The sequence below is a fragment of the Acinetobacter sp. AG1 genome (assembly GCF_001005525.1).
Classification (GTDB): domain Bacteria; phylum Pseudomonadota; class Gammaproteobacteria; order Pseudomonadales; family Moraxellaceae; genus Acinetobacter; species Acinetobacter modestus.
The window spans coordinates 1-26833 of sequence record NZ_LBMZ01000087.1; the positions used below are offsets into that span (position 1 = coordinate 1).

The 26833-nt window shown below is 37.0% G+C and carries 29 protein-coding genes and 1 pseudogene; 14 read left to right on the forward strand and 16 right to left on the reverse strand.

The genetic code is table 11. From position 1 onward, the window contains the following. The first annotated feature begins 90 nt into the window (after nt 1-90). From AAV96_RS18215 to AAV96_RS02990, 4 genes are all read left to right on the forward strand, one after another. Nucleotides 91-252, forward strand: a complete 162-nt coding sequence (locus tag AAV96_RS18215) for a hypothetical protein (protein WP_005159687.1) — start codon at nt 91-93, stop codon at nt 250-252. Between the two features lie 23 nt (nt 253-275). Then, nucleotides 276-551 (forward strand): hypothetical protein, encoded by a 276-nt coding sequence (locus AAV96_RS02980; RefSeq protein ID WP_046738265.1) that lies wholly within the window; start codon nt 276-278, stop codon nt 549-551. Between the two features lie 114 nt (nt 552-665). Further along, complete coding sequence (locus tag AAV96_RS02985; RefSeq protein WP_046738266.1) at nt 666-1100, forward strand: I78 family peptidase inhibitor; 435 nt, start codon at nt 666-668, stop codon at nt 1098-1100. 200 nt (nt 1101-1300) lie between these two features. Beyond that, a complete protein-coding gene (locus AAV96_RS02990; RefSeq protein ID WP_046738267.1) occupies nt 1301-1864 on the forward strand; it encodes an FxsA family protein in 564 nt (187 codons plus the stop codon). Between the two features lie 43 nt (nt 1865-1907). On the opposite strand, the gene AAV96_RS02995 is transcribed toward AAV96_RS02990, so the two are convergent. Beyond that, nucleotides 1908-2090: a hypothetical protein gene (locus tag AAV96_RS02995; protein WP_046738268.1), complete on the reverse strand. Its 183-nt coding sequence runs from the start codon at nt 2088-2090 to the stop codon at nt 1908-1910. 243 nt (nt 2091-2333) lie between these two features. Here AAV96_RS02995 and AAV96_RS03000 point away from each other — a divergent pair, with 243 nt between their 5' ends. Beyond that, nucleotides 2334-2591 carry a hypothetical protein gene (locus AAV96_RS03000; protein WP_046738269.1) on the forward strand — a complete coding sequence of 86 codons (258 nt, stop codon included), beginning with the start codon at nt 2334-2336 and terminating at the stop codon, nt 2589-2591. A gap of 50 nt (nt 2592-2641) precedes the next feature. On the opposite strand, the gene metK is transcribed toward AAV96_RS03000, so the two are convergent. Beyond that, the gene (gene metK / locus AAV96_RS03005) at nt 2642-3808 is read right to left on the reverse strand and encodes a methionine adenosyltransferase (protein WP_004661829.1); all 1167 of its coding nucleotides are present in this window, start codon (nt 3806-3808) and stop codon (nt 2642-2644) included. A gap of 385 nt (nt 3809-4193) precedes the next feature. On the opposite strand from metK, the gene tkt reads away from it, so the two are divergent. Then, nucleotides 4194-6182 carry a transketolase gene (tkt, locus tag AAV96_RS03010; protein ID WP_046738270.1) on the forward strand — a complete coding sequence of 663 codons (1989 nt, stop codon included), beginning with the start codon at nt 4194-4196 and terminating at the stop codon, nt 6180-6182. A 92-nt stretch (nt 6183-6274) separates the two neighbouring features. Next, complete coding sequence (locus AAV96_RS03015) at nt 6275-6697, forward strand: Imm44 family immunity protein (protein WP_227505820.1); 423 nt, start codon at nt 6275-6277, stop codon at nt 6695-6697. Nucleotides 6698-6717: 20 nt separating this feature from the next. Here the strand turns inward: AAV96_RS03015 and AAV96_RS18545 are convergent. Beyond that, a pseudogene (locus AAV96_RS18545) lies at nt 6718-6821 on the reverse strand (OsmC family peroxiredoxin); the annotation flags it as partial. A 40-nt stretch (nt 6822-6861) separates the two neighbouring features. Here AAV96_RS18545 and AAV96_RS03020 point away from each other — a divergent pair. Beyond that, a complete protein-coding gene (locus tag AAV96_RS03020) occupies nt 6862-7359 on the forward strand; it encodes a hypothetical protein (RefSeq protein ID WP_046738272.1) in 498 nt (165 codons plus the stop codon). A gap of 13 nt (nt 7360-7372) precedes the next feature. Here the strand turns inward: AAV96_RS03020 and AAV96_RS03025 are convergent, their stop codons facing one another. Further along, nucleotides 7373-7783: an OsmC family protein gene (locus AAV96_RS03025; RefSeq protein ID WP_046738273.1), complete on the reverse strand. Its 411-nt coding sequence runs from the start codon at nt 7781-7783 to the stop codon at nt 7373-7375. A gap of 226 nt (nt 7784-8009) precedes the next feature. Here AAV96_RS03025 and AAV96_RS03030 point away from each other — a divergent pair, with 226 nt between their 5' ends. Further along, entirely contained in the window at nt 8010-8588 is a 579-nt protein-coding gene (locus AAV96_RS03030; protein WP_046738274.1) for a YceI family protein, read from the forward strand. Between the two features lie 99 nt (nt 8589-8687). Here AAV96_RS03030 and AAV96_RS03035 read toward each other — a convergent pair whose 3' ends face one another. Both AAV96_RS03035 and AAV96_RS03040 read right to left on the reverse strand, forming a co-directional pair. Then, on the reverse strand, nt 8688-9194 hold the full coding sequence (locus tag AAV96_RS03035) for a GNAT family N-acetyltransferase (RefSeq protein ID WP_046738275.1): 507 nt from the start codon (nt 9192-9194) through the stop codon (nt 8688-8690). Between the two features lie 80 nt (nt 9195-9274). Beyond that, on the reverse strand, nt 9275-9532 hold the full coding sequence (locus AAV96_RS03040; protein WP_004915387.1) for a YjhX family toxin: 258 nt from the start codon (nt 9530-9532) through the stop codon (nt 9275-9277). Nucleotides 9533-9849: 317 nt separating this feature from the next. On the opposite strand from AAV96_RS03040, the gene AAV96_RS03045 reads away from it, so the two are divergent. Further along, on the forward strand, nt 9850-10311 hold the full coding sequence (locus AAV96_RS03045) for a nucleoside deaminase (RefSeq protein ID WP_046738276.1): 462 nt from the start codon (nt 9850-9852) through the stop codon (nt 10309-10311). A gap of 21 nt (nt 10312-10332) precedes the next feature. Here the strand turns inward: AAV96_RS03045 and AAV96_RS03050 are convergent, their stop codons facing one another. Next, a complete protein-coding gene (locus tag AAV96_RS03050; RefSeq protein WP_046738277.1) occupies nt 10333-10875 on the reverse strand; it encodes a lecithin retinol acyltransferase family protein in 543 nt (180 codons plus the stop codon). Between the two features lie 171 nt (nt 10876-11046). Here AAV96_RS03050 and AAV96_RS03055 point away from each other — a divergent pair, with 171 nt between their 5' ends. Beyond that, nucleotides 11047-11784, forward strand: coding sequence for a phosphodiester glycosidase family protein (locus AAV96_RS03055; RefSeq protein WP_046738278.1), 738 nt, complete (start codon nt 11047-11049; stop codon nt 11782-11784). Between the two features lie 46 nt (nt 11785-11830). Here AAV96_RS03055 and AAV96_RS03060 read toward each other — a convergent pair whose 3' ends face one another. Further along, nucleotides 11831-12058: a hypothetical protein gene (locus AAV96_RS03060; protein WP_004661846.1), complete on the reverse strand. Its 228-nt coding sequence runs from the start codon at nt 12056-12058 to the stop codon at nt 11831-11833. Nucleotides 12059-12307: 249 nt separating this feature from the next. Further along, on the reverse strand, nt 12308-13393 hold the full coding sequence (trmA, locus tag AAV96_RS03065) for a tRNA (uridine(54)-C5)-methyltransferase TrmA (protein WP_046738279.1): 1086 nt from the start codon (nt 13391-13393) through the stop codon (nt 12308-12310). Nucleotides 13394-13729: 336 nt separating this feature from the next. Between trmA and AAV96_RS03070 the strand changes: the two genes are divergently transcribed. Further along, nucleotides 13730-14089, forward strand: coding sequence for a hypothetical protein (locus AAV96_RS03070; RefSeq protein ID WP_155857121.1), 360 nt, complete (start codon nt 13730-13732; stop codon nt 14087-14089). A 54-nt stretch (nt 14090-14143) separates the two neighbouring features. On the opposite strand, the gene putA is transcribed toward AAV96_RS03070, so the two are convergent. Next, nucleotides 14144-17905 (reverse strand): trifunctional transcriptional regulator/proline dehydrogenase/L-glutamate gamma-semialdehyde dehydrogenase, encoded by a 3762-nt coding sequence (putA, locus tag AAV96_RS03075; protein WP_046738281.1) that lies wholly within the window; start codon nt 17903-17905, stop codon nt 14144-14146. Nucleotides 17906-18025: 120 nt separating this feature from the next. On the opposite strand from putA, the gene AAV96_RS03080 reads away from it, so the two are divergent. Continuing rightward, nucleotides 18026-18517, forward strand: coding sequence for an Lrp/AsnC ligand binding domain-containing protein (locus tag AAV96_RS03080; protein ID WP_004662457.1), 492 nt, complete (start codon nt 18026-18028; stop codon nt 18515-18517). Nucleotides 18518-18575: 58 nt separating this feature from the next. On the opposite strand, the gene putP is transcribed toward AAV96_RS03080, so the two are convergent. After that, entirely contained in the window at nt 18576-20072 is a 1497-nt protein-coding gene (putP, locus tag AAV96_RS03085; RefSeq protein ID WP_005216526.1) for a sodium/proline symporter PutP, read from the reverse strand. A 482-nt stretch (nt 20073-20554) separates the two neighbouring features. On the opposite strand from putP, the gene aspA reads away from it, so the two are divergent. After that, nucleotides 20555-21997, forward strand: a complete 1443-nt coding sequence (gene aspA / locus AAV96_RS03090) for an aspartate ammonia-lyase (RefSeq protein WP_046738282.1) — start codon at nt 20555-20557, stop codon at nt 21995-21997. A gap of 66 nt (nt 21998-22063) precedes the next feature. Here the strand turns inward: aspA and gcvH are convergent, their stop codons facing one another. From gcvH to AAV96_RS03115, 5 genes are all read right to left on the reverse strand, one after another. Beyond that, nucleotides 22064-22438 (reverse strand): glycine cleavage system protein GcvH, encoded by a 375-nt coding sequence (gcvH, locus tag AAV96_RS03095; protein ID WP_005216524.1) that lies wholly within the window; start codon nt 22436-22438, stop codon nt 22064-22066. A 97-nt stretch (nt 22439-22535) separates the two neighbouring features. Continuing rightward, nucleotides 22536-23561, reverse strand: a complete 1026-nt coding sequence (locus AAV96_RS03100; RefSeq protein WP_004662449.1) for an AraC family transcriptional regulator — start codon at nt 23559-23561, stop codon at nt 22536-22538. A 127-nt stretch (nt 23562-23688) separates the two neighbouring features. Next, the gene (locus AAV96_RS03105; RefSeq protein ID WP_005216523.1) at nt 23689-24129 is read right to left on the reverse strand and encodes a MaoC family dehydratase; all 441 of its coding nucleotides are present in this window, start codon (nt 24127-24129) and stop codon (nt 23689-23691) included. Then, complete coding sequence (locus AAV96_RS03110; RefSeq protein ID WP_046738283.1) at nt 24129-25979, reverse strand: ABC transporter ATP-binding protein; 1851 nt, start codon at nt 25977-25979, stop codon at nt 24129-24131. Before AAV96_RS03110 ends, AAV96_RS03105 begins: the two co-directional genes overlap by 1 nt. Nucleotides 25980-26223: 244 nt before the next feature. Further along, nucleotides 26224-26754 (reverse strand): hypothetical protein, encoded by a 531-nt coding sequence (locus AAV96_RS03115; protein ID WP_046738284.1) that lies wholly within the window; start codon nt 26752-26754, stop codon nt 26224-26226. Between the last annotated feature and the right edge of the window lie 79 nt (nt 26755-26833).

Here is a 26833-nt window from a genome sequence, read left to right on the forward strand (position 1 = left end):
TAACATCAATAAAAATGACTATTAAGATTGAGTTTTAAACTATATCTAAATATTCACTCTATGCTAGGCTTAAGAAAAAAGGGTAAGCCTATGGATGCCATTGAAATAAAAGATTTCTCAGCTCTGACTGGGTATACAAATGCCATTTTAGCAATCGATGAGTGGCTTGAACACAAACCTTATTTCTATGTGATTAAGGATCAGTATTTGATTGATGAGGCTATTCGTGTTGAATATATCATTATTCAATAATTTTGAATTTTGGGGGCTTATAAATGAATAAAAATTTAGTTTTAATACTTTTAATGGTTGTTACTAATACGGTTGTTGCTGGGGAAATTTACAAATGTACGATAAAAAGTGCCGTCACTTATCAAGCAAAACCTTGCAGTGGAATAGGAAGTAAGCTAAATATTCCGCAAGCCTATAGTCCAAATACACCTAAGGAACGTATGCAAGAGAAAACGAGTGGTGCGAAAGAATCTGATGCTGCTAAAAAAGCTGGATTGGCGATTGCTCAGGAAGCCTATCAAATGACAAAAAACCGATAGTTTATAGACTTATCTATTATTTATTGTTGATGTGAGATTGGGGTTTTGTTTCAAATAATAGACATAATATTTTGATTTATTTGTTATCTTTAAATTTTTGCAAGATTTCAAATTATGAAAAAAATTCTATTTTTAGCTTTAGCAATTACTTCGTTAACAGCGTGTTCTTCAACACCCAGCAAAGATATTACTCCACCTAAGATTGGTATGGCAAATCCTGCAAGCCAATACTGCGTTGAACAAGGAGGCCAGCTTGAGATTCGTAATGAGGCAAATGGTCAGGCTGGATATTGTAAATTACCTAATGGGCAGGTGATTGAGGAATGGGCTTTTTTCCGTGCAAATCAAAGTAAATGTGTTGCTGATGAAGCACAAAAACTTGTAGGGCAGTCTGGTTTAACCGAACAGCAAATTAAGCAAAAAACCAAGTCCGAAATTGTGCGCAGTGTAAGACCAAATCAACCAGTCACGATGGATTACCGTGAAAATCGAGTGACGGTAACGATTGATCCGCAATCTAAAAAAATTCTTAGTGCAAATTGTGGTTAATTGATGAAATAAGTTCTTGCTTTCAAGTTGGTATCTACCAATTTGAAAGCTTTTCTCATCTAAATGAAAGATAGACCTTGATAAATCTACTTTTGTACCCATCAATTATAATATTGCAGTAATATTTTTCGTTTTGGCTTTGACCAAAAGTATAATCACTGTATTTATTTCCTAATTTTTGAGATAGACGAAACTTTGACATGAATCTACTTCTTATCGTCGTGTTTGGCGCAATTGCTGAGATATTAGTATGGATCGGCGTGGGCGACCTTGTTGGGAGTATGTGGTACGTATTCTTTTGGTTTGTTATAACTTTTTTCGTGGGTTTGAATCTCGTTCGTTCTAGTACATCTAATATTATGCCGCAATTGCAACAAATGCAGATGACAGGTCAACTTGGAGCTGATCCTGCTGTTACTAAGAAATTAGCAATTGCAATGTCGGGTTTCTTGTTAATGATTCCTGGTTTAATTTCTGATGTATTGGCTGTATTGGTTTTAATTCCTGCAATTCAAACAGCGTTTAGAAATATGTTGATGAAAGCAATGGCAAAGCGTCAACAGGCGATGATGGATCAAATGATGGGTGGAATGGGTGGTAATGCTGCTGGTCAGAATCCATTTGCTGATCTCATGCGTCAAATGCAGGACATGCAGAATCAACAACAAGGTGGTGGTCAATATCGTGACTCAACCATTATTGATGGCGAAGCGAGAGAAGTTAAACCTGATCAAAAGAAGATTGAATTCAAAGATGTTAATTAGTTGTTGATACGCTTAAAAAGCACATCCTAGTTGATGTGCTTTTTTATGTTTCATTTTTTATACTTTGCTCTTGTTTAGATTCTATTTTGTCTGGTGTTTGTTGTTCTTTGCTCTGAGGTTGATAGTGTGTAGGAGGAAGATTTGTTATTTCATTTTCAGATTGTTTATATGAACGACTTCGATTAGCTCGTTCACGAAATCCACCTTTATTGATCAATTGAGCCATATTGATGTCATCTATGATTTGAAAGATATATTTTAACAAATTATGTGAAAGATCAAAATAATACTGAGCGTTAGTTGAATCTAGCTTTGTATATCTTCTTTACAATGTATCCAAGAGAATTGTTAATTTGAATGAATTGCCTTTAAAACTAGATTGAATTCTGATTTTTTTTCTCATAGGATAAAAGTGTGACGAAAGAAATTGTTGTAAAAAGAAAATAAAAAATAGTAAGTGGAAGGAGGAATGATGTTATATCAATATCATTGCGCATGTTGTGACAAGGTAGTCGCTTCAACAGATAAGGAATGCCCTTATTGTGGTTCTCAGCATATTAGAAGTCCTTATGGTTTATGGATGTTCTGTGTGGCTGCATGTTTTGTAGTTGTAGTTGTAATTAAGATGGTACATGTATATTCATTACATCATGAGGAAGATCAACCAACTCAGACAAGTTCTTTATTTGAAATGTTTAAACAAGATAGTGCTGAATCTAATAAATAATAATAAATAAAAAAGTTCGCAATTTGCGAACTTTTTTATGAGCGATAAACTTATAGTCCCGCAGCATCTTTAAGAACTTCAACCTTATCTGTCTTTTCCCAAGTAAATGCAGAATCTGAACCTTCACGACCAAAATGACCATAAGCAGCTGTTTGCTTATACATTGGCTGAATTAGGTTCAGCATACGAGTGATACCGTATGGACGTAAATCAAAATGCTCACGAACCAATTGAATGATTAATTCGTCTGATACTTTACCTGTATTGAAAGTATTGATTGAAATCGAAGTTGGTTCAGCAACGCCAATTGCATAACTGACTTGGATTTCACATTTATCTGCTAAGCCGGCTGCAACAATATTTTTTGCAACATAACGACCTGCATAGGCTGCAGAACGGTCAACTTTTGATGGATCTTTACCAGAGAAAGCACCGCCACCATGACGTGCCATACCACCATAAGTATCGACAATAATCTTACGACCAGTTAGACCACAGTCACCAACTGGACCACCAATCACAAACATACCTGTTGGATTGATATGGAATTTTGTACCTGCATGGAACATTTCAGCAGGAATAATCGGTTTTACGATTTCTTCAATCACAGCTTCTTTCAAGTTAGCTTGACTAATTTCAGGATCGTGCTGAGTTGAAAGTACCACAGCATCTAGACGAACTGGCATACCATTTTCATAAGCAAATGTTACTTGGCTCTTCGCATCCGGGCGTAACCAAGGCAAAGCACCTGAACGGCGTAATTCAGCCTGACGCTCCATCAAACGGTGTGCATAAGAAATTGGGGCAGGCATGAGTACATCAGTTTCACGACTTGCATAACCAAACATTAAGCCTTGGTCGCCAGCACCTTGATCTTCTGGCTTTTGGCGATCAACACCTTGAGCAATCTCTGGAGATTGTTTACCGATCATATTGATGACGGCACAAGTTGATCCATCAAAACCTAAATCAGAGTGATGATAGCCAATACCATTTACGGTTTGACGCACAATTGCTTCAAAGTCGACATTTGCTGTCGTTGTAATTTCACCAGCAAGAACAACCGCACCTGTTTTTACTAATGTTTCACAAGCGACACGCGCATACGGGTCTTCTTTTAGGATTGCATCTAAAATAGCATCACTAATTTGGTCAGCCATTTTGTCTGGATGACCTTCGCTTACAGATTCTGAAGTAAAAACAGCATACTCGCGCATGAACGTCCTATCATGGTTATTTTCAAAAAGACAGAGTATGTTACATCGACTTGGCGGATAGGACTAGCATAAGCTGACTAAAATGCATGAATTTATTTCATTTTCATTGTGTTTTTATTGATATGTGTATCAGTAAAACTAATATTAATACTTTAATTAATAAAGTTTTTCTGAATTGTAAATTTTCATATTGGAATGAATGCATTTTAGTGGTTGTTTAGATGGTGAGCATTTATATAAAGAATTGTATTTGAATGATCAAAATATAAGAAATATCGTGTATTGCACTTTACCCCATCTTGTTTTTTTAAGACAATAGTCGCAGTTTTTGAAAGATGATTTCTCATCTTCTCTCATCTTATTTGATTTAATCGGATTCTGACTTATGACAACCCCTTTAAATGAACGTCGTATTGCAAATGCAATTCGTGTCTTGGCTATGGATGCTGTGCAACAAGCAAACTCAGGGCATCCTGGTGCTCCAATGGGGATGGCAGATATCGCTGACGTAGTTTGGCGCGAATTTTTAAATCATAACCCAAGTAACCCTCAATGGGCGAACCGTGACCGTTTCGTATTATCGAATGGTCATGGCTCAATGTTGCAATATGCGTTATTGCATTTGACGGGTTATGAATTATCTATTGAAGATTTAAAACAGTTCCGTCAATTACACTCTAAAACTCCAGGTCATCCAGAATTAGGTTACGCACCTGGTATCGAAACCACAACAGGTCCATTGGGTCAAGGTATTGCGAATGCTGTTGGTTTTGCTTTAGCTGAAAGAACTTTAGCTGCGCAATTTAACAAAGATGGTTTAAACGTTGTTGATCACTTCACTTACTGTTTCTTGGGTGATGGCTGCTTGATGGAAGGTATTTCTCACGAAGTATGTTCACTTGCAGGTACTTTAGGTCTAGGTAAGCTGATTGCGTACTATGACGACAACGGTATTTCGATTGATGGTGAAGTCGAAGGTTGGTTCAGTGACGATACTGAACAACGTTTCAAAGCCTATGGTTGGCAAGTGCTTCGCGTAGATGGTCATGATGCTGATGTGATTCGTCAAGCAACTGTTGAAGCGAAAGCTGAAAGCAATAAGCCAACAATTATTATCTGTAAAACGATTATTGGTTTGGGTTCACCAAACAAACAAGGTAAAGAAGATTGCCACGGTGCGCCATTGGGCAAAGACGAAATTGCTTTAACACGTGAAGCATTAGGCTGGAAAGAAGACGCATTTGTTATTCCTGAAGATGTTTATGCAGCTTGGGATGCAAAAGCAAAAGGTCAAACATCTGAAACAGCTTGGAATGAATTATTTGCTCAATACCAAGCAAAATATCCAACTGAAGCGGCTGAATTGTTACGTCGTATCAATGGTGATTTACCTGCTGAATTTGCAGCACAAGCTGATGCATTTATTGCTGAAACCAATGCAAAAGCAGAAACGATTGCAACTCGTAAAGCAAGCCAAAATACTTTACAGGCATTCGGTCCATTACTCCCTGAATTATTAGGTGGTTCTGCTGACTTGGCTGGCTCTAACTTAACACTTTGGAAAGGTTGCCAAGGCGTACAAGAAAACCCAGCGGGTAACTACGTGTATTACGGCGTTCGTGAATTCGGTATGACCGCAATCGCAAATGGTGTAGCTTTACACGGTGGTTTTGTTCCTTACGTTGCAACATTCTTAATGTTTATGGAATATGCACGTAATGCTGTACGTATGTCAGCATTGATGAAGCAACGTGTGATTCATGTTTATACACATGATTCGATCGGTTTAGGTGAAGATGGTCCTACGCATCAACCAATCGAACAAATTGCATCGTTACGCGGTACGCCAAACTTAAATACTTGGCGTCCATGCGATACAGTTGAAGCTGCAATTTCTTGGAAATCTGCGCTACAACGTAAAGATGGTCCAACCGCATTAATTTTCTCTCGTCAAAACTTGCCATTCCAAGCACGTAATGAAGCTCAAATTCAAAACGTTGCAAAAGGTGGTTATGTACTTGCTGAAGAAAAAGGTGAATTGAAGGCAATCATCATCGCAACAGGTTCAGAAGTTTCATTGGCAATGGAAGCATATGCGCAGCTTGAAGGTGTGCGTGTTGTGTCTATGCCATGTGCTGAAGAGTTTATGAAGCAAGATGCTGCATATCGTGAAGCTGTATTACCTGCACATATCCGTGCGCGTGTAGCGGTTGAAGCTGCTCATGTGGATTATTGGTGGAAGTTTGTTGGTTTAGACGGCAAAGTGATCGGTATGACTACTTATGGTGAATCTGCTCCAGCAAAAGATTTGTTCCAATTCTTCGGTATCACTACTGAAGCAGTTGTAACTGCGGTTAAAGAATTGACTGCTTAATCAAATTAAGTGGTATAAAAAAGCGTCCTGAGTAGGGCGCTTTTTTTATGATGATTAAATGGAATCAATAAGGGCTTAATATGCAAATATGGATGAGTAGTGAATCAAGTAAAGAGGTATTAAATGAAGAGCAACTTACTCGATTACAATTAGCTCGAAATTATGTGGAAGAAATACTTAAGAAAGAGTTAAAAAATAAGTCATATGATTTCCCTTTAGATAGTTGGGATTGTATTACGGTAATGATGGGACCAAATGATTTTGGTGAGCGAGTCAAATATTCTGTAAAAAAAAGAAGTATGGATTTTCGTTTAAAGATAGATCCTAGAGTATTTAATACAACAGATGATTTAGGTCGTCAAAAACTAATTTTTGTAATGCTGATGAGAAGTTTGAATTTACTTAAAGAAAAGTTTGAAAAAGTAAAACCAAAATTGGATGATCGTAATTATGAGGAATTAGAGCGACTTCGATCTGATGCTTTAGATGTTGCACGAAATGAGGGTTGGCTATAAAGTTCTTACAAATATTCAGCTTAGATTAAACCTATACTCAACTTACTCTGAATCGAAATATTCGACGTTAACAACTTATGAATCGGGCAATTCCCGCTACTTTTAATAAACATTTATGCTGATCAGTGCTTCTTTATTGAAATTTAATAGATTGGGATATCGTGATGGAAAAAGAATTCGAACTTAATTCTTTTGTTGACATATTAAATAATGTCAAATCTTTATACTTTTTTAATTTGAACGTAGATAAAAGATTTTGGCAACATGCTGAATATGGTTTTTTGATTCGTTTTCTCCACGAAAGTTCAAAGATAAAGGAGCATAAAAAGAGAGTTGATAACTATTCATCTCGATTACGTTCCTATTTTGATAAAGTAATTCAAAATAGACTTAAACTAGATATAAATAAATCATTATTAAAATTAGAAGGGAAAATTTTAGCTTTCCATGTTCATTTAACCATGTTTGATAGTTTGGGTGAAGGTGAAACAAGTGGTTTTATCGATGGATGCGATACTCCACCACCAGAATTATGGATTTATTTTGATGGGGAAATCTTGTATTCATACATTCCTGCCGAATTCATCGAAATGGTGAATTCGGCGATAATGGTTTCTATGAGTGGCTCATTGGAATGGTATACGGATGTAATTGAAATTTAGTGTAATAGGTCTCTCATCCGATATTTAATTCACTCTGAATTGAAATATTCGACGTTAATAATTTATGTACAGGACAGCTTTCAGCTACTTTGAGTAATCGTTTGTGCTGATCTTCGGTAAATTCACCTTTTAAGATAATTTTACGTTCAATATTGTTTTGACCTGCTTCAGGTTCAGCATTGGGATTTAAAGCTAAATCGACCTGCACATGCTCAAGTTTAATCCCTTTATGATTGGCATACATTTCTAGAGTAATGGTCGTACATGCACCTAAAGCCGACAGTAAAAGCTGAACTGGGTTAGGTGCTGTATCTTGACCGCCTTTATCTGCAGGTTCATCTGCATACCAAGTATGACCCGAAGAATCCGTCAACGAAACGCGATAAGGTGTAGATGTACTGAGTGCTTGTGCTGTATGTGTCATGTTTTACCTTGTTATTTATCTTTAAAAACTAGATGAAAATATACCAATTGATCATGTTACCTATAAAATCAATTGTCCACTACTTAATGGTCTTATGATAATTGTGTTTGATATGTGCTGTAACGCTTTTATTGTTGCACGGATGAAACATATCGTTTTATAAAGAATAATGAATAAAAATACTTGATCTATAAACTATTGCATATATCAAACAAGGATACGAAAAATGTCATTTAAAACATTAAGCCTCGGATTAGCTGCTGCTATCGCAAGTTCTGTAACATTAGCTGCGCCAGTAGACTATAAAATCGATCCAACACATACAGCAACAGTATTTAGCTGGAATCACTTTGGTTTCTCTACACCGAGTGCAAACTTCACTGATATTCAAGGTACAATTAAAGTTGATAATGCAAAACCTGCAAATTCATCTGTAGAAGTGACGATCCCTTTAAGCAGCGTAAATACCAATGTTGTTGCTTTGGATAAAGAATTCCAAGAAGAAGCTTGGTTTAATGCTGCGAAATATCCAAACATTACTTTTAAAAGTACTAAAGTAGAAACCAAAGACAAGAAACACTTCAAAATTACAGGTGATTTAACCGTTAAAGGTGTGACTAAGCCTGTGGTATTGGATGCTGTGCTGAATAAACAAGGCGAGCATCCAATGGCGAAAGTACCTGCGATTGGTTTCAATGCAACAACAAGCTTCAACCGCTCTGCATTTGGTATCGGTAACTATGTTCCAAATGTTGGAGACAAGATCACTGTGAATATTACGACTGAAGCAACTGCTGCGAAGTAATATTTAATAAATCAATTATTTATTAAAAAATCTCACGCTATCTATGGCGTGAGATTTTAAATTTTTTAGGCGTAAATCAGATACGATTTTTTATAACTATTATGTTGTTGCATTAAATGCATCTGAATAGATGACATAGCCATTTGGTATGTAGTCGGTAAAAGCAAGAATTTGAAAATACTCTGCTGGAACACCTGCTAAGATCAATCTAGCATAAGCCTTAAACCCAAATTTTCCATAATAATTAGGATCACCGAGTAATACGCATCCTTTTGCATTCAGTGTCTTGATCCTATTCAAACCTTCTTTCATAAGTTTAGAGCCTATACCTTTTCCTTGATATTCAGGAAGAATGGAAATAGGACCTAAGCCATACCAGTTTGTCGTACCATCGGAAATAGAGACAGGTGAAAATGCAATATGACCAATGACTTTCCCCTGAGTTTCAGCAACTAAAGAGACAGTAAGTTGTTTGGATTCACGAAGCGCATTGACAATAAATTGCTCTGTGTGGCTAGAATGCTCTACATCATTAAAAGTTTTTTGTGTTAAATCAAAAATTGCTTGGATGTCAGTGTTTTGTTCATCACGGATTAAAATATTCATTTTTAATTACCTAAGATTTTTTAAAATTACTGATGAAGAAAATGATTTTTAGACTTCATCAGGTGATGGGGAATCGATGTTTATTGATTGTCGAGTTGAGGTCGTACGTTTCTAAGCCCATTCAAGTTGATTTGATAGGGTTGACCTTCCTGTGATTTGATCAATCTTTTCTTTTTAAGTTTTCGAAAAACATCGAGTGTGCAATCAGATAATACAAAACCTTCACGGCTATAACATTCTACAGCGATGAGTTGTCCTGATTCATTTTTGAGTTTTACGATTTTTCCGCCTTTTGCTAAGACGTGTAAAGTCCTTTGTTCAGACTTGGATAGGTTCATGTTGGAATCCAGATATAAGTAATCAAAAGCAAAGCTAGGCTTTTAGCCCGAAAATTCGCGTTGATAACCCATTTCAATGTGCGATTGAAATATGGTTATCAGATTACTGCTATCTCCAACATAAAATCCTCAATGTAGATTGGATAAGAAATTTATATGGGAAATATATAATTGATTAAAAGAAAAGTAAATATTTATGTGAAATTTGCTTGATTTTCAATAAGCTGAAGACCATGATTGTTTTGATTTTATTGATTAATTTATAATAAAGGCATTGAAACGTATCACTTGAATTTGATTATTAGGATAGGCCAAAGATGGATGATCAAAAGTTTATACAGAAAGCCGTAGATCTAGCATTAGAAAATGCAAAATCAGGTGGTCGTCCTTTTGGGGCAGTGATTGTAAAAGATGGCAAAGTGATTGCTACGGGTGTGAATCAAATTAAACTCACCAACGATCCTACTGCACACGCAGAATTATCAGCATTACGTGAAGCAGGAAAAGCTCTAGCCAGTCCAAATCTTGAAAACTGTGTTGTTTACGCGAGTGGGCAACCTTGTCCAATGTGTCTAGCTGCAATGCGTATGGCGGGAATTAATTGTGTATTTTATGCATTTTCTAATCAAGATGCAGAGCCATTTGGTTTGTCTACTGAACATATTGCTCAGATATTACGAGTACCACCTGAAAGTCAGCAAGAATTTACTTTTATTCAAGTAAAACCAAATCATAACCATGATTTATATGAACTATGGAACAAACAACAGGTTGATTAAATCTATAAGCAAATTAGGAAACTAAATACGCTTATTTTTATTGTATTTATCCTTCAATGATAAATATGCAGGAACTGATCTTTTTGCCTGCCGACGTAGCATCATTTTGATATATAAAACGAGGGCAAAACAAGCTGTCGCAATCGTTAACATGATGCTATTCATATAACTCATGATCGAACTAATATAACCAATCGTTGCTAAACGCCGTTGCATACGTTCTACCTGAATACTCGATTCAATTCCAGTAATCGCCCATGTACATAAGTGTTCGCAATTATTGATAATCAAATGGTAATGATTTTCATGCATACGCGAGCGCATACGACGAACGATCGCTTTCGCCTTGTAACGAGGGGAATTATAATTTCTCGTATAAATCGGTTTTCCCCGAGCGAAGCGCTGAATTGAGGTCATCTCAATTGGACGTTTTTTAAAAATATGGGTAAAACCTGAATAATGAATAACTCGTCCACGACCTGCATAAATACCGTGATGACTATAGCCAAAGTGTTTAACAATTAGGTGTGCACCGAGAGGGAAATGTCGTTGTGTTTGCTGCATACTCATACAAGACTATTGTATTTACAGATGTATTTTAATCAAAAAATATGAATCTATCGAGTGTATTTCAAGACTCATTTATACGATTATGTTTGGAGATTGTATCTATTCTTTTTATGTTGAAATACATTGTGGGACAATGAGGTTAGTCGATTTGAACAATATTAAATTATGCTAAAAAAATGGTTTATAGCCTCATTGGTCAGTATTTGTATGTCTCATGTTTATGCTATGCAGCATCAAATAATTAAAGTAGACAATATTTCATACGATGTAATTAAAGTAGACCATTTACAGCAACTCAGACTTTTCCTAAAAGATCCAAAGAATGCTCGTTATTATCAAAAATTTGCTCATATTCAAAAAATGCTTCCAACATGTGAACAGTTAAGTTTTGCTATGAACGCAGGTATGTATCACCCTGATTTTCAACCTGTCGGTTTATATGTTGAAGAGGGTAAAGAATTTGTTGAACTCAATGAAGCGCAAGGATTTGGTAATTTTTTTATGCAACCAAATGGGGTGCTTGCATGGAATGATAAATATGCTGTAATTAAAACAACGACAGATTATAAATCCATAAGATTTAAACCACGGTTTGCTACGCAGTCTGGACCAATGTTGGTTTATAAAGGCCAAGTAAATAGCCAATTTGTAGCAGATTCAAATTCTCTAAAAATAAGAAATGGAGTAGGCGTTAGAAATAATCAGTTGTACTTTGTAATTTCACAACAACGGGTCAATTTTTATCAGTTCGCACAATTTTTTAAGCAAAGTTTAAAAATTGATAATGCGTTATATTTGGATGGTTCAATTTCAAGTTTATATTCATCCGAAACTAAACGTCATGACAAGACTTTTAATTTAGGTCCAATCGTTGGTGAAATTGCTCAAGAGAATTGTAATTAATCAACTTCTCATCTTCTATGCATTAGAAGATGAGAAGCGTTTATTTTTATTGAATTGGCGTCTTGATAAGTGCAAGAAGCTCTTTGCGGCTATAGCCTCGGGAAATGAGGACTTTCTTTATACCTTTAATCACATCTTCATCTGTCGCTTTGACTAAAGCATCCAGTAGTTGTTCATTTGATTTGCAAGAACAATCATTTTCAACGCAAGAGGTTTGGTTCTTGTGTTCATTATATTGCTGATCTGCATTAAACAATTTCTGCCAAAAACTCATAGAGCCTTCATATACAACCTAACATAGATCGAAATATAATCACTTTAAAATAAAATACAAGTCAGCTTAAGTGATAAAAGCAGCAGTTGAACTTCAGTTTTTTCGATGATTCTTTTTGTTTCCAACGAAATTATGACGGTTGAATGACTTGATCTTTGAAAAACATCATTTTTTCTAATAAAAACTTTAAATAAAAATAGAGAGTTATGGAAACTCTCTATTTTTAATGGTTACTTTGCAATAATTTGTTTAAATCTTTTCGAGCAATACACCAGATTCCACATGATGAGTAAAAGGGAATTGATCGAACATAGCAAATTTTATAATGCGATGTGTTTGAGCTAAGGTTTTTAAGTTGTCATGTAAGGTATCTGGGTTACATGAGATATAGAGAATACGCTCAAAGCCTTGTAGTAACTTCAAGGTTTCATCATCAATCCCCGCACGTGGTGGGTCAACAAATACCGTGTCAAAGTCATAGCTCTGAATGTCGATTTCAGCTTCCTGTAATCGTCTAAACTCACGTTCGCCTTGATACGCCTGAGTAAACTCTTCGGCAGATAAACGCGCCACCTGAATATTCTCAATCTGGTTTTGCTCAATATTCCATTGCGCTGCGTAGACTGAAGATTTGGCAAGTTCAGTTGCAAGTACCCGTTGAAATTTCAAAGAGAGTGGTAGAGTAAAGTTACCATTACCACAGTACAATTCTAATAGGTCTTTCTCAGAGCTTTCAGCAGCATCACATGCCCACTCCAACATATGTTGGCACACTTGTGCATTGGGTTGTGTAAAGCTACTTTCAATTTGTTTGTATTTAAAAGTGCGACCATGAACATTGAGTTGTTCAACCACGTAGTCGTCACCAATAATCACTTTTTGGCCACGGCTACGACCCATGATTTTAATATTCAGTTTTTCAGCTAATGCTTTAGCTGCTGTTTCCCATTCAGCATCTAATTTACGGTGGTAAATCAGGGTGACCAACATCTCTCCACTTAGGGTTGAGAGAAAGTCTGCTTCAAAAACACGTTGTGATAAAATAGGAACTGCTTTTAATTCATCTAATAGACGTGGCATCAAGTCATTGATGCTTTGATCCGCAATCGGAAACACATCCACGCGGATAACTTCTTTTTGTTTTCCATCTTCAGCACGTTCAAACATGGCATAGAACAAATCATCTTCGGTATGCCAGATACGAAATTCTGCACGCATACGGAAATGTTGTTCAGGTGATTGAAACACTTCTAAAGCTGGGGGATTGAACGGTGCAAATTGTGTGGTAATGCGTTCAACTTTCTCTTGAAGTTGCTGTTGGTAGGATACAGTCATAAAAAAGAAAACTACAGGTGAAATCTAAACGAGAATGGTATCAAAAAATAAGATGAGTGTGTGGTTAAAGTCATTATTTAGTGATGTTCAAATTGTGCCGGTAGTAATTATTCTATGCCTCATATAAAAATATGAGTAAATTGAGTTGTTGGATTTAAAAAATCGCTATTCATTTTGCTAAATAGATGAGTTTTTATAATCTAAAGCAAGTTTTCAGCAATATTCGGACAATGTAATAATGTGCCAAAAATATAGCATTTGAATTAATAATTAGATTGAGCTTATCTATTTCTATACTTTAGATGGGTTTCGAACTTTAAAATGGTAAAGAAGAGTATGTTAATACGAGGTCAATCAACTCTAATAGATGTCGTGGATGATTTTGTAGCATCATTAGATGGTCAAAAAATGGATTTATTTATGAGATATATTCCTAATAGAATGTGGATTCAGGTTTTAGATTTTTATGATTATGTAATTTCTCGATATGATTTTTATAACTCGGGTGCATGGATTGCAGAATTAATCTCGGAGAATGATCCAGTAGGAGCAACACTTTGCCAAAAATTCTCATCTAATGGGCAAAATACATTTGAGTGGGAAGCAGGAGTTATTATTGATCTTGCTAGGGAAAAGCTTGGTATAACCTTTGAGTGGCAAAGGGAAAAATATGGGAATCCGAGTGATTCTTTTTAAATAAAAACCCGAACCATGTAAACATGATTCGGGCTGGGAGATTGAAGACTTAAATTAGTCTTCAGATAAAGTCATTAAACTCGCATTACCACCGGCAGCAGCAGTATTTACGCTAATAGCGCGTTCAATGACTAGACGTTCTAAAGGAATCTGCTCATCTTTCTTGAGATGAGTAATGCCCACGATTGCTCCAGAACGGTTCGCAATTTTAGTTTGTAGTTCACTTAATTGATTAACTGAACCATGGTGTAAAACAGCATCAAAAGCATCTTTTTCAATGTTTGATATTACTGTGATTGCAGATAACACATCTTTTGGTAAAGATTTCTGATGTTTGGCGAAGAAAGCATTATCTTTAGTTACAGCAGCAGTACTGCTTACTGCGAAAATCGCTAGTAACTGTTGTAACTGGCTCGCTTCATCATCTGCGATAGAAAGCACACGATGACGAGGCAAGATAATATATTGATTGCTTTCACCTGTTGGGCCTTGCAACTCGTAGAACTTACCAACACCAAATGCTGGAATTGTCGGAATTGCGTGAGGCATATTTTGTTTAGCCCAAGTCAACAAGTTCTGGTAAGCAACATTTGATACAGCATCAAACTGAGAGATTTCAGCTTTAACCGCAAAAGGTGTTGCTAAAACTTTCTCTGAACAATGTTCCATTAAGCGGTACATATACAGTGGACCACCAGCTTTAGGACCAGTACCAGATAGGCCTTCACCACCAAATGGTTGAACGCCAACCACAGCACCAACGATGTTTCGGTTGATATATAAGTTACCCACCTCAGCACGTTGGATCACTGTATTGATGGTTTCATCGATACGTGTATGTAAACCCATTGTTAGGCCATAGCCTTTAGCATTGATACGGTCGATCAATTGCTCAAGCTCACCATACTTATAAGTGATGATATGCAAAACAGGACCAAAAACTTCGCGCTCTAAGTCATCAAGATTTGGTAATTCAATCGCTGTTGGCGGAACAAATGTACCTTGTGCAAGTGCTTGCTGACTCATTGCATCGTTAAACATTAATTGATGAACAGGGTAGCCCTTAGATTTCATCTTTTGAATGTGCGTATCAATAGTTTGTTTCGCTTCAGTATCGATGACAGGACCAATGTCAGTTTTTAAGATTGCAGGGTTACCTACGATCAACTGTTGCATGGCACCTTTCAACATTTTAATCACAGTTGCAGCACTATCTTCTTGTACACATAAGATACGAAGTGCAGAACAACGTTGACCAGCACTGTCAAACGCAGAGCTTACAACATCCAATACGACCTGCTCAGTAAGTGCAGAAGAATCGACGATCATCGCATTTTGACCACCTGTTTCCGCAATTAACGGAATCGGTTGACCATTTGGAGATAAACGTTTTGCCACAGTTTTTTGCAAGATTTTTGCAACTTCGGTCGAACCAGTGAACATAATGCCTTGAATGCGATCGTCTTGGCTAAGTTGAGCGCCAACAGTTTCACCACGACCTGGCAGAAGTTGAACAACGCCCTGTGGCACACCAGCTTCCCAAAGCATTTGAACGGCTTGCGCTGCGATCAATGGTGTTTGTTCCGCAGGTTTGGCTATAACACAGTTACCACTGACTAATGCAGCTGCAATCTGACCAGAGAAAATCGCAAGCGGGAAGTTCCATGGGCTAATACACAATACGGTACCCAATGGTTTTACTTGTGCATTTACCGGTAAAGCTTCGATTTGAGTGGCGTAGTAACGCAAGAAATCTACAGCTTCACGTACTTCGGCAATCGCATTGGCATAGGTTTTACCACTTTCACGGCAAAGTAATACCATCAATTCTTGGATGCGCGATTCCATCAAGTCAGCGGCACGTTTTAAACATGCAGCGCGTTCAACTTTATCTGTTGCAGCCCAGCTTTGTTCAGCTTGAACCGCTGCTTCTAGTGCCAGTTGCACATCAGCACTAGTCGCTTCATTCACATAACCAACCGCTTCGCTGTTTTGAGCTGGGTTTGTAATTGCAAGTGCATTACTTTCGTCATGAACTGTTGATTCAAAACCAAGTAAAGGTGCACTTTTCCAAATCTGGCTACGTAATTTTTGTGCAGTCGCATCCAAGTCTGCCAATGGTTGATCGTTATTGAGATCAAAACCATTTGAGTTTGGACGTAATGGGTAAAGATTATGTGGAAGCGGGATCGCAGGGTGTTTTAAGCCAATCTGACCTTCATCTTTAGCAGCAGTTTGAATATCTTTGATTGGAGACTGAATCAAGTCTTCAACTTTTAGGGTCTTGTCTGCAATACGGTTTACGAATGAGGTATTTGCACCATTTTCAAGTAAACGACGGACTAAATAAGCCAATAAAGTTTCATGGTTACCCACTGGCGCATAAACGCGGCATGGCACACCAAGTTTATTGTCTGCTTTTGAACCTACAACTTGCTCATACAAAGGTTCGCCCATACCGTGTAGGCATTGGAACTCATATTGACCTGGATAATATTTGATTGGGTCTGCAAGTGTATAAATCGTTGCAAGTGATTGTGCATTGTGCGTTGCAAATTGCGGGTACACTTGATCTGGTGCAGCAAGGAGCTTCTTCGCACAAGCAATGTATGACAAATCAGTGTGAACTTTACGAGTAAACACAGGGTAGTCAGTCATGCCGTCAATTTGCGCTTTCTTGATTTCGCTATCCCAATATGCACCTTTCACCAAACGGATCATGAGGCGTTTGTTACTGCGTTTTGCAAGATCAACGATATAATCAACCACGTAGAAACAACGTTTTTGATACGCCTGAATAACGAAACCAATGCCTTTCCAATTCGCAAGTTTTGGTTCGAAACATAAACGCTCAAGCAATTCGAGTGAAATTTCTAAACGTTCAGATTCTTCAGCATCGATGTTTAAGCCGATGTCATATTGTTTTGCTAAGCATGCAAGTTCGAAAACTTTGTTGTAAAGCTCATGATGTACACGATCAATTTGCGCACGTTGGTAACGTGGGTGCAAAGCAGAGAGTTTAATCGAGATACCAGGACCTTCATAAACACCACGCCCGTTTGATGCTTTACCAATGGCGTGAATCGCTTGAGTGTAATCGTTATAATAACGCTCAGCATCATGGTCAGTTAGCGCAGCTTCACCCAACATATCGTATGAATAGCGGAAACCTTTGTGTTCAAATGGTTTTGCATGCTCAAGTGCTTCTTCGATGGTTTCACCCGTAACGAATTGCTCACCCATCATACGCATCGCGACATCAACCGCTTTACGAATAATGCCACGTCCACTGCGAGCGAGAAGACCTGTTAAAATACTTGATAAACTGGTTTGTTTAGGTGTTTCCATTAACTTGCCAGTAAGCATTAAACCCCAAGCAGCGGCATTTACGAACATCAGGTTACTTTGACCTAAATGCTCTTTCCAGTTGCCTTGGTTGATCTTGTCACGAATTAATAAATCACGTGTTGCCGTATCTGGAATACGAAGTAATGCTTCTGCCAAACACATCAATGCCACACCTTCTTGTGAAGAAAGTGAGAACTCTTGGAGTAAACCTTGAACAATACCTGCTTTTCCAGCCGAGCTTTTTCGTTCACGTAAATTATGTGCAAGACTGAATGCTAATTCATAAATTTTTTGATCAAGATCAGGAGAAATATCTGCTGCTTCTGCAAGTTGTTTAACCGCTTCAGGCTCAGCACGTCGCCAAGCTGTATTAATGCGTTGCTCAAACTCACTTTTTTCTTTAAATTCGGTGATATAACCGTCTGTGTGAGCTGTGTCCATTTGTGCGGGAGTATCCAATGTATTCATACTAAATTCCAATAACAATCTCTAGAACATATTGAGTAGAGAGGTTTAGATAATTTATGATTACAGAATAAAACCCGAGTAACTCACTATAATTTACCTATTTTTTAGAGGAAAATTCAGTTGAATGGCCCTATTTATACATTAGATCGTACCGATCTGAAAATTCTGGATATTCTTCAAACAGATGGAAGAATTTCCAACAGTAAATTGGCGGAATTAGTGAACCTTTCACCGACTGCTGTCATGGCCCGTGTGCAAAAGTTGACGAAAGATGAATTTATCTTGGGATATGAGGCAAAACTCAATCCGAATAAGTTAAATGCCAGTTTTCTTGTGTTTGTTGAGGTGCTCTTAGATAAAACCACCCCGAATGTACTCGAGGATTTCATTGATGCAGTGACACAATATCCGGAGATTGTTGAATGTCATATGGTGAGTGGTGGCTTTGACTTTTTGATCAAATTGCGTAGCGCAGGGATGGAGGAGTTTCGTCGTATTGCGGGGCAAATTTTATGGCAACTTCCTGGAGTGAAAGAAACGCGTAGTTATCCTGTGATGCAGGTTGTAAAAGACAGCTCTAAAATAAAAATTAAATCAAGAACCAAATTTTAATAAAAGATCAAATAAAACAAAGGGGCTCGAAAGCCCCCTTAAATTTTACTCAGAAATCTTATTTCATTTCTCTCGTATAGATTTCATCTGCTTGTTCAAAACGACCAGTCACAGTTGCGTTAGGTGCTTTACCAAGTAAGCTCACCACAACAATACTGATCAAGGCAAAAATGAAACCAGGAATAATTTCATAAATACCAGTACTAGCAAATAAATTTTTCCAAACAATCACTGTAACTGCACCGATAACCATACCCGCCAAAGCACCGTTTAGCGTCATACGTTTCCAGAACAATGACATGATAATCAATGGACCGAAAGCAGCACCGAAGCCAGCCCAAGCATAAGAAACTAAGCCAAGTACTTTACTATCAGGGTTTTGGGCTAAAGCAAGAGCTAACATTGCAACTGCAAGTACCATTGCTCGACCAATCCAAACTAACTCTTTTTGAGTTGCATTTTTCCGGATCAAGCCTTTGTATAAATCTTCAGTTAATGCGCTTGAACATACCAATAACTGACAACTTAAGGTACTCATGACTGCTGATAAAATTGCAGCAAGGATCACACCAACAACCCAAGGGTTGAATAAAATTTTAGTGAGTTCCATAAACACTGTTTCAGGGTTAGCCGTCACAACCGCTGCAAATTCAGGATGTTGATGGAAATACGCAATTCCGATAAAACCAGAACCAACTGCACCTGCCAAGCATAAAATCATCCATGTCATACCGATACGACGAGCAGCAGGGATTGATTTAACAGAATCAGCAGCCATAAAACGAACTAGAATGTGAGGTTGACCAAAATAACCCAAGCCCCAAGCAGCTGCTGAAAGAATACCAACGATACTTAAATTTGAAACAAAATCATAAGCATGTGGGCGCGCACTCTCAACAATTGCTGTAAATTCTTCGACACCTACACCTAAAGACATGTATGTGACGATAGGTAAAAGCAATAACGCAAAAATCATCAAACCAGCTTGGAACGTATCTGTCCAACTGATTGCCAAGAAGCCACCGATACAAACATATCCGATTGTTGCAAACGCACCAAGCCATAAAGCGGTTTGATAAGGTAAGTGGAACAAAGTTTCAAATAGACGTGCACCAGCTACCATGCCAGAAGCACAATAAATCGCGAAAAAGATGAGAATAATCAGTGCGGAAGTTACACGTAAGATCTTTTTCTGATCATCAAAACGACCAGTGAAATAATCTGGTAACGTAAGCGCATTATTCTGAACCTCAGTATGAACGCGTAAACGTCCAGCCACGAGATACCAGTTGAGCCATGCACCAATGATTAAGCCAATTGCAATCCATGATTCAGATAAGCCTGTCAAATAGATTGCCCCAGGTAAACCCATGAGTAGCCAGCCACTCATATCGGATGCACCCGCAGATAAAGCGGTAACGAAACTACCTAGGCTTCGTCCTCCAAGAATATAATCATCAAGGTTTTTGGTAGAAAAATAGGCGTATAAACCGATACCAAGCATGGCGATAATATACACCACGAACACAACAACAGTGGGATTCGAAAAATTCATAATGGATGCCTGTCCTTACATATCCATAACTGTGCAATCCCATCTGAATAGACAAAAATGATTCACTATTCTAACAAGACTGATAAGGCCACAGATTCAAGCACGAATGATTTTTAAAATACTGTTTTGTTTTTGTATATTGTTTGTATATTTTATGTAATTTAAATTAAGTGTATGAATCTTAATTTTTAAATCTAAAAAAGCTCACTTTTTTTTTAATAAAAGAAAGATATTTGCGGCTTAAAAATAGGCTACATGTTTCAAATTATTGCGGTAGCAAAAAATTGATAGTAATAACAGGTATTTTTGAACAGAAAAGTAGAATGAAATGACAACACATGTTGTTACAAAAGCAACAATGCAGAGAAATTACATTATAAAAAGCTCGTAATGTTAAGCAATTCTGCTAATGAAAATTTATTTGAAATCTTCCATATTATTTCTTTGCACCATTAGGGTGCATTGTCTGAGAGAAATGGAAAGTGGACACGGTTCAAGCAGCAACCATAAGACTAGAGCATGATTTACTTGGCGCAAAAGAAGTGCCAATGGATTGTTATTACGGAATTCATACTTTACGCGCAATTGAAAATTTCAAAATTTCTTCGCAAAAAGTTGGACAAAATAGTCACTTTATTCGTGCGTTAGCACAAGTGAAGAAAGCATCTGCTCAAGCGAATCTAAGTTTTAATAAGTTAACAGAAACTCAAAGCTTGGCGATTCAGCGAGCTTGTGATGATTTAATTAATGAAACACAAAAATGGCAAGACTCATTTCCAATTGATATTTATCAAGGTGGGGCAGGAACGTCGATTAATATGAACACTAATGAAGTCATTGCCAATATCGCACTTGAATCATTAGGTCATCAAAAAGGTCAATATGACATCATTCACCCGAATGATCATATCAACAAATCACAATCAACGAATGATGTGTATCCTACTGCGATTCGTTTATCGACTTATTGTTCTCTAGATGCGTTATTCACACAAATGGATAAATTGATTACTTCATTTGAGAATAAAGCAATCGAGTTTCGCTATATTTTAAAAATGGGGCGAACTCAACTCCAAGATGCTGTGCCGATGACACTTGGGCAAGAATTTCACGCATTTGCAACTTTATTAAAAGAAGATGTCCGTCTGATTAAACGTACACGCGAGTTGTTGCTTGAAGTAAATTTAGGCGCAACCGCAATTGGTACTGGTGTAAACTCACCTAAAGGCTATGCTGTAAAAGTAGTTTCGTGTTTGAAACAAATTACAGGTTTAAATTTAGTTGGCGCTGAAGACTATGTTGAAGCAACCAGTGATTGCGGCGTCTTTATTATTTTATCAAGTGCCTTAAAACGTCTTGCATGTAAACTTTCGAAGATTAGCAATGATTTACGTTTGCTAAGTTCAGGTCCTCGTACTGGTTTGGGTGAAATCCAATTACCTGAATTACAAGCTGGCTCATCAATCATGCCTGCAAAAGTAAATCCTGTTATTCCAGAAGTGGTAAATCAGATTGCATTTAAGGTGATTGGTAACGATCTTACGATTACATTTGCAGCAGAAGCAGGACAGTTACAGTTAAATGTCATGGAGCCTGTGATTGCAATTTCACTCAATGAATCAATTGAGCTATTAACCCATGCGATTCAAAGTTTGGATGAAAAATGTGTGCGTGGAATCAAAGCACATGAACAAGCATGCCATGATGCAGTCATGCGTAGTGTAGGGATTATTACTTTACTTGATCCATTATTAGGTCATGCATTGTGCGATGAAATAGGTAAGCAATGTATTGCCGAAAATAAAACCATCCAAGAGGTTGTTTTAGAACGCGGATTACTCACTCAAGCACAACTTGATGAAATTTTCTCTTTTGAGAATTTGGTTTCAGAAGTAGATGGTATTCAGGTTGATTATGTTGCTTAATTAATTAAGCATAAATAAAAAGCCCAGTTCTTAACTGGGCTTTTTAATGTTTGAATTTATTTAAAATTACAAACCTGATTCATATTCACTATGTGAAAGGAGCTTTTCAACATCAGCCATATTGTCTGGTTTAATTTTATAAATCCAACCTTTACCATACGGTTCTTCATTAACAAAATCTGGATCATCTTCAAGCGCTGCATTCACTTCAACGACAGTACCAGAAACAGGTGCATGGATGTCAGATGCAGTTTTAACAGACTCAACAACACCTGCTTGTTCGGTTGCAGTCACATGACTCCCAACTTCTGGTGTTTCAACGTAAACTAAATCACCTAACTCCACCTGAGCATGGTCACTGATTCCAGTAACAACTAAATCACCTTCGATTCTTACCCATTCGTGTGTTCGTGCATATTTTAAATCTGCTGGATGATTCATGACAACTCCTTAAACAATCTGTCGTATCATTTTATTTGGCTTTATACAGGTTTTTTAGTTAAAACAAAAGTGTTTATAAATGAAGCACTTTGCAATATTACAAATAAGGGTCTTTACGCCAGTTACTCGGACTGCGTCCACTCCAGCGCTTAAATGCACGGCTAAAATTTGCTACATCAGAATACCCTAATTCATCAGCAATTTGTTCTAAACTATAATCTGTTCTAGATAGTAAAGATGTTGCATGACGATAGCGTACTTCATCTACTAAAGTAGAGAAGGATGTACCTTCAGCTGCTAGCTGACGTTTTAGAGTGCGATCTGACATATGCAGACGCTCAGCAACACTCTCGATGCTTAAATAATGCTGTTCTGAATTGGTTAAAATATCACGTACGCGCATTGCAAGGCGACGACGTTCGCCTAAAGCAGAAAGTTCAGTTTCACACTGATTAATTGCAATTTGGCTGGCAATTGGATCTGCATTCACCATTTTTAAACCGAGATATTTTTTATCAAAACTCGAAATTAAATGTGGCTGATTAAAACGTACTGTACTGGTTAATTTATCACGATATTTATCAAAGCCCGTAGGCTCAGGGAAATCTAAATCAACTTCACCCTTTAAGTCTTCAATTCCTGTTAAGGCTTTTGCCATGGTCATAATACCAATCGTTAAACCTAAGATAATTTCAGTACGTAATGGTTCAACTTCAATATCACATTGCAGTTGTAAGGTTGCTTTAGGTCCAAAAGTAGAAAAGTAAAGTTGTAAAAAAGGTAAGCGTAATTGAATAAAACGGCTTGCAAGTGCAATTGCATCGGTAATGTCATGCGCAGTCATAATGGCATAACCAATAAAACCATGAATAGAAATACGCATTTGCGTACCTAGGTGAAATCCTAATGTACTTTCACCTGTTAAACGCAAAGAATGTTTAACTAATTCATTCGCAATAGGTGTAGGAATTCGATAATTTGGGTCAGCTAATTGCTCACTGGTTAAATGAAAAGGAGCAAATAAGGTTTCATCGCTATATCCCCAGCGTGAAACAACATCTAATAGCAGTAAGCCATAGACGCCTGGTATACCTTGATCTTGACGAGTTGAAGTTGTTTTCATGTGCTTTCCGTGGCGCTCATCAATTTTGCCAATATCTTTTAAACATTTAAGTCTGAAACATCTTTACATGAAATAAAATAATCAATCATAAAAATTGTTGGACAAAAGAGTCACCCAATCTCCAAAATTAAGCTGCTTTTCTAAAGACCATTATTTTGGTTGTTGATATTAATAGCACATCGCCATGTTGGTTCAAAGCTTGCGTAACGTAACTGACGATACCGCGATCAGTTTTGGTTTTAGATGGCACGATTGCAGTAATTTCAATTTCTACATGAATCTTATCACCAACACGGGTAGGGCGAGGCCAACGAAGACTAGATTCTGAACCCAGTAAACCACCTGCAATGGGAAAACATTCGGTCCATAAACGCATTGTGATTGCTGAGGTATGCCAGCCACTGGCAGCTAAACCTTGAAAAATAGGATGTTTTTCAGCTGCTTGCTCATCTAGATGAAAAGGTTGAGGGTCATACTGGCTTGCAAATTGTTTCACTTCTTCAAGCGTGATTTCATAGTCACGACTAATGAAGCGATCTCCAATATTTAAGTCTTCTAAATACAACATTATTCTGTGTCCTGAGCCACTACTCGCTGCTCAACTAAAAAACCACCTGTTTGGCGTTTCCATAATTGTGCATACAAGCCATCATTTGCAATAAGCTGCTCATGTGTACCTTGTTCAGCAATTTTGCCTTGATCAAGTACAATGAGACGATCCATTTGAGCAATAGTAGATAAACGGTGTGCAATTGCAATGACCGTTTTGCCAACCATTAAGTCATTTAAACTGCTTTGAATTGCAGCTTCAACTTCTGAGTCAAGGGCACTTGTTGCTTCGTCTAAAATAAGAATAGGTGCATCTTTTAAAAAAACTCTAGAAATAGCAATGCGTTGGCGTTGGCCGCCAGAAAGTTTTACGCCACGCTCACCGACATAAGCATCAAATCCAACGCGTCCTTTCTGATCAGTCAATTGAGGAATAAATTCTTCAGCTTTGGCTTTTTTGACAGCAAGCTGAATCTCTGCTTCAGTCGCATTAGGGCGACCATATTTGATATTTTCAGCTACCGTACGATGTAATAGAGAGGTGTCTTGTGTGACCAGTGCAATATTTGCACGTAAACTGTCCTGTGTAACGTCATGGATGTTTTGTCCATCAATTAAGATACGACCCTGATTAATATCATAAAAATGCAAAAGTAACTGAATGAGAGTAGATTTACCCGCACCAGAACGACCAACGATACCTATTTTCTCGCCAGGTTTAATCGTAAGATTGAAATGATCAATTACATTTTTTTGATTATAAGCAAAACTAACATCTTCAAAACGAATTTCACCCTGTTGAACTTTTAGTTCAGTTGCATCTTTTTTATCTTGAATCTGGATGGGCTTACCTAGAGTTTTCATACCATCTTGAATGGTACCAACATTTTCGAAAAGCATCGTGATGTGCCACATGATGAATTCGGCTAGGCTATCGAGCTTTAAAACCATCGCCGTGGTTGCTGCGATTACACCAATAGCAGCTTGTCCTAGTGTCCATAACCAAACAGAACTACCAATCACGCCTATAAAGAGAAAAGCACTGAGTAAACGAATGCTGATTTGGTATTTCACACCTAAGCGCATCTGTTTATAAACAGTGACCATAAACTCTTGCATGGACTCTTTTGCATACTGACTTTCACGACCAGCGTGCGCAAACAGTTTCACAGTTTGAATATTGGTATAAGCATCAGTAACACGTCCAGTCATAACAGCGCGTGCATCTGCCTGTTGTTGTGAAACTTTACCAAGACGAGGAATGAAATAACTAGCAATGGCAATAAATAAGACAAGCCATAAAAGCAGTGGGACGATCAAAACAGGCGAAATAGAGCCTAATACAAAGCTAATCGTAATAAAGTAAATCAGTACATAAACCAACATGTCACCAAGGATCATCCAAAATTCACGAACTGCTAATGCGGTTTGCATAACTTTGGCAGACAAGCGGCCAGCGAAATCGGTATGGAAAAAATCTAAGGTTTGTTGCAACAATAAATTATGGAATAACCAGCGCATACGCATTGGAAAATTACTAAATAACACTTGGTGTTTGACAATAGATTGCAAACTTACGAAGAAAATATTTGCGAATAAAATACTTATGAGAATAGTTAAATTTTGATGATTGGTTTCTAAAAAAGTATTAGGCTGACTTTTAGTGAGCCAATCAACTAGTTTACCAATATAAGAAAAGAATAATGCCTCAAAGCACGCTGCAGCAGCTGTACAAGCAATAAGTAAAAAGAGGAATGGTCTGACCCCTTTCGTTGATTGCCAAACAAAAGCAAAAAAAGTAGTCGGTAATGGTTTGTTTAAATCTTTCGTTGGGTAAGGATCAACTAATTTTTCAAACCAACTCAGCATTACACTTATCCTCTGATGAAATTCTAATTCAGCTAGTTCAGTAGCATATCAGAAAATTAGCTTTAGAGATGAAAAGAGCGAATGTGGCTTGGTTCGAAAAAGGATAATTAAATTCCCAATTTAATTTCAAAAATAGTTTATCTCAAATATTATTTGTTATTAATTTTTTCTTAACAAATAATATGGTGAATGAAATTGCTAATGAATTATTTCAATAGATCATTAGCAATCCAAATGATTGATATTAACGAATGGTGTAAATGGTATCGAAGTTAACATCCACTGAACAAATAAGTAAATTACAAATTAGATTATTGTTTAGTAGATTTGAAATTTGATTACTTAGATTCATTTCAAATGCTGTTAATTCTCTCATGATTATTTGGCATGCACTATTAAATTCATGAATATTCCAATCTTTATTAAATAAAAATTTTATAGCGTTTAAATTGTTTAATTCATACATCAAAGTGTGATGAAGTGAGAATCCTTTATCATCAACTATATTTGAACTTTGGAAGAGAATTGGTTCGAGTTGATTCGCTTTGATGAGCATTAATGAATCAATTATTTTATTTTTAAGCTCATTATTTAAGCTATTAAAGAAACCAAAAGAGAATGTTGCAATGACCGCAGCATCCATCCAAAGTGTAGATTTATGACTCATTTTTTCTAAATGAAGTTCTATAAATTCACATTGATTTCCGATATTCTCAGTTTGGGAGAAAAATGAGTAATCTTTTTCATTTTTGAATTTTATTGCTGAATGAGGCATCTTCTAACTCATTATTACATTAATTAACAATATTGATACATAATGGTTTTTTTTAAATTAAAATTCAATAGGTTTTATT

Bases quoted from the DNA above. Each gene is read 5' to 3' on its own strand.
- AAV96_RS03030 (WP_046738274.1), top strand. From the start codon at position 8,010: ATGTCATTTAAAACATTAAGCCTCGGATTAGCTGCTGCTATCGCAAGT.
- AAV96_RS02995 (WP_046738268.1), bottom strand. From the start codon at position 2,090: ATGGCTCAATTGATCAATAAAGGTGGATTTCGTGAACGAGCTAATCGA.
- AAV96_RS03045 (WP_046738276.1), top strand. From the start codon at position 9,850: ATGGATGATCAAAAGTTTATACAGAAAGCCGTAGATCTAGCATTAGAA.
- AAV96_RS03025 (WP_046738273.1), bottom strand. From the start codon at position 7,783: ATGACACATACAGCACAAGCACTCAGTACATCTACACCTTATCGCGTT.
- gcvH (WP_005216524.1), bottom strand. From the start codon at position 22,438: ATGAATCATCCAGCAGATTTAAAATATGCACGAACACACGAATGGGTA.
- trmA (WP_046738279.1), bottom strand. From the start codon at position 13,393: ATGACTGTATCCTACCAACAGCAACTTCAAGAGAAAGTTGAACGCATT.
- metK (WP_004661829.1), bottom strand. From the start codon at position 3,808: ATGCGCGAGTATGCTGTTTTTACTTCAGAATCTGTAAGCGAAGGTCAT.
- AAV96_RS03055 (WP_046738278.1), top strand. From the start codon at position 11,047: ATGCTAAAAAAATGGTTTATAGCCTCATTGGTCAGTATTTGTATGTCT.
- putA (WP_046738281.1), bottom strand. From the start codon at position 17,905: ATGAATACATTGGATACTCCCGCACAAATGGACACAGCTCACACAGAC.
- AAV96_RS03110 (WP_046738283.1), bottom strand. From the start codon at position 25,979: ATGCTGAGTTGGTTTGAAAAATTAGTTGATCCTTACCCAACGAAAGAT.
- AAV96_RS03015 (WP_227505820.1), top strand. From the start codon at position 6,275: ATGAGTAGTGAATCAAGTAAAGAGGTATTAAATGAAGAGCAACTTACT.
- AAV96_RS03040 (WP_004915387.1), bottom strand. From the start codon at position 9,532: ATGAACCTATCCAAGTCTGAACAAAGGACTTTACACGTCTTAGCAAAA.
- AAV96_RS02985 (WP_046738266.1), top strand. From the start codon at position 666: ATGAAAAAAATTCTATTTTTAGCTTTAGCAATTACTTCGTTAACAGCG.
- AAV96_RS03000 (WP_046738269.1), top strand. From the start codon at position 2,334: ATGATGTTATATCAATATCATTGCGCATGTTGTGACAAGGTAGTCGCT.
- AAV96_RS02990 (WP_046738267.1), top strand. From the start codon at position 1,301: ATGAATCTACTTCTTATCGTCGTGTTTGGCGCAATTGCTGAGATATTA.
- AAV96_RS03060 (WP_004661846.1), bottom strand. From the start codon at position 12,058: ATGAGTTTTTGGCAGAAATTGTTTAATGCAGATCAGCAATATAATGAA.
- putP (WP_005216526.1), bottom strand. From the start codon at position 20,072: ATGAATTTTTCGAATCCCACTGTTGTTGTGTTCGTGGTGTATATTATC.
- AAV96_RS18215 (WP_005159687.1), top strand. From the start codon at position 91: ATGGATGCCATTGAAATAAAAGATTTCTCAGCTCTGACTGGGTATACA.
- AAV96_RS03050 (WP_046738277.1), bottom strand. From the start codon at position 10,875: ATGCAGCAAACACAACGACATTTCCCTCTCGGTGCACACCTAATTGTT.
- AAV96_RS03035 (WP_046738275.1), bottom strand. From the start codon at position 9,194: ATGAATATTTTAATCCGTGATGAACAAAACACTGACATCCAAGCAATT.
- AAV96_RS03115 (WP_046738284.1), bottom strand. From the start codon at position 26,754: ATGCCTCATTCAGCAATAAAATTCAAAAATGAAAAAGATTACTCATTT.
- AAV96_RS02980 (WP_046738265.1), top strand. From the start codon at position 276: ATGAATAAAAATTTAGTTTTAATACTTTTAATGGTTGTTACTAATACG.
- AAV96_RS03070 (WP_155857121.1), top strand. From the start codon at position 13,730: ATGTTAATACGAGGTCAATCAACTCTAATAGATGTCGTGGATGATTTT.
- AAV96_RS03020 (WP_046738272.1), top strand. From the start codon at position 6,862: ATGGAAAAAGAATTCGAACTTAATTCTTTTGTTGACATATTAAATAAT.
- AAV96_RS03105 (WP_005216523.1), bottom strand. From the start codon at position 24,129: ATGTTGTATTTAGAAGACTTAAATATTGGAGATCGCTTCATTAGTCGT.
- tkt (WP_046738270.1), top strand. From the start codon at position 4,194: ATGACAACCCCTTTAAATGAACGTCGTATTGCAAATGCAATTCGTGTC.
- AAV96_RS03100 (WP_004662449.1), bottom strand. From the start codon at position 23,561: ATGAAAACAACTTCAACTCGTCAAGATCAAGGTATACCAGGCGTCTAT.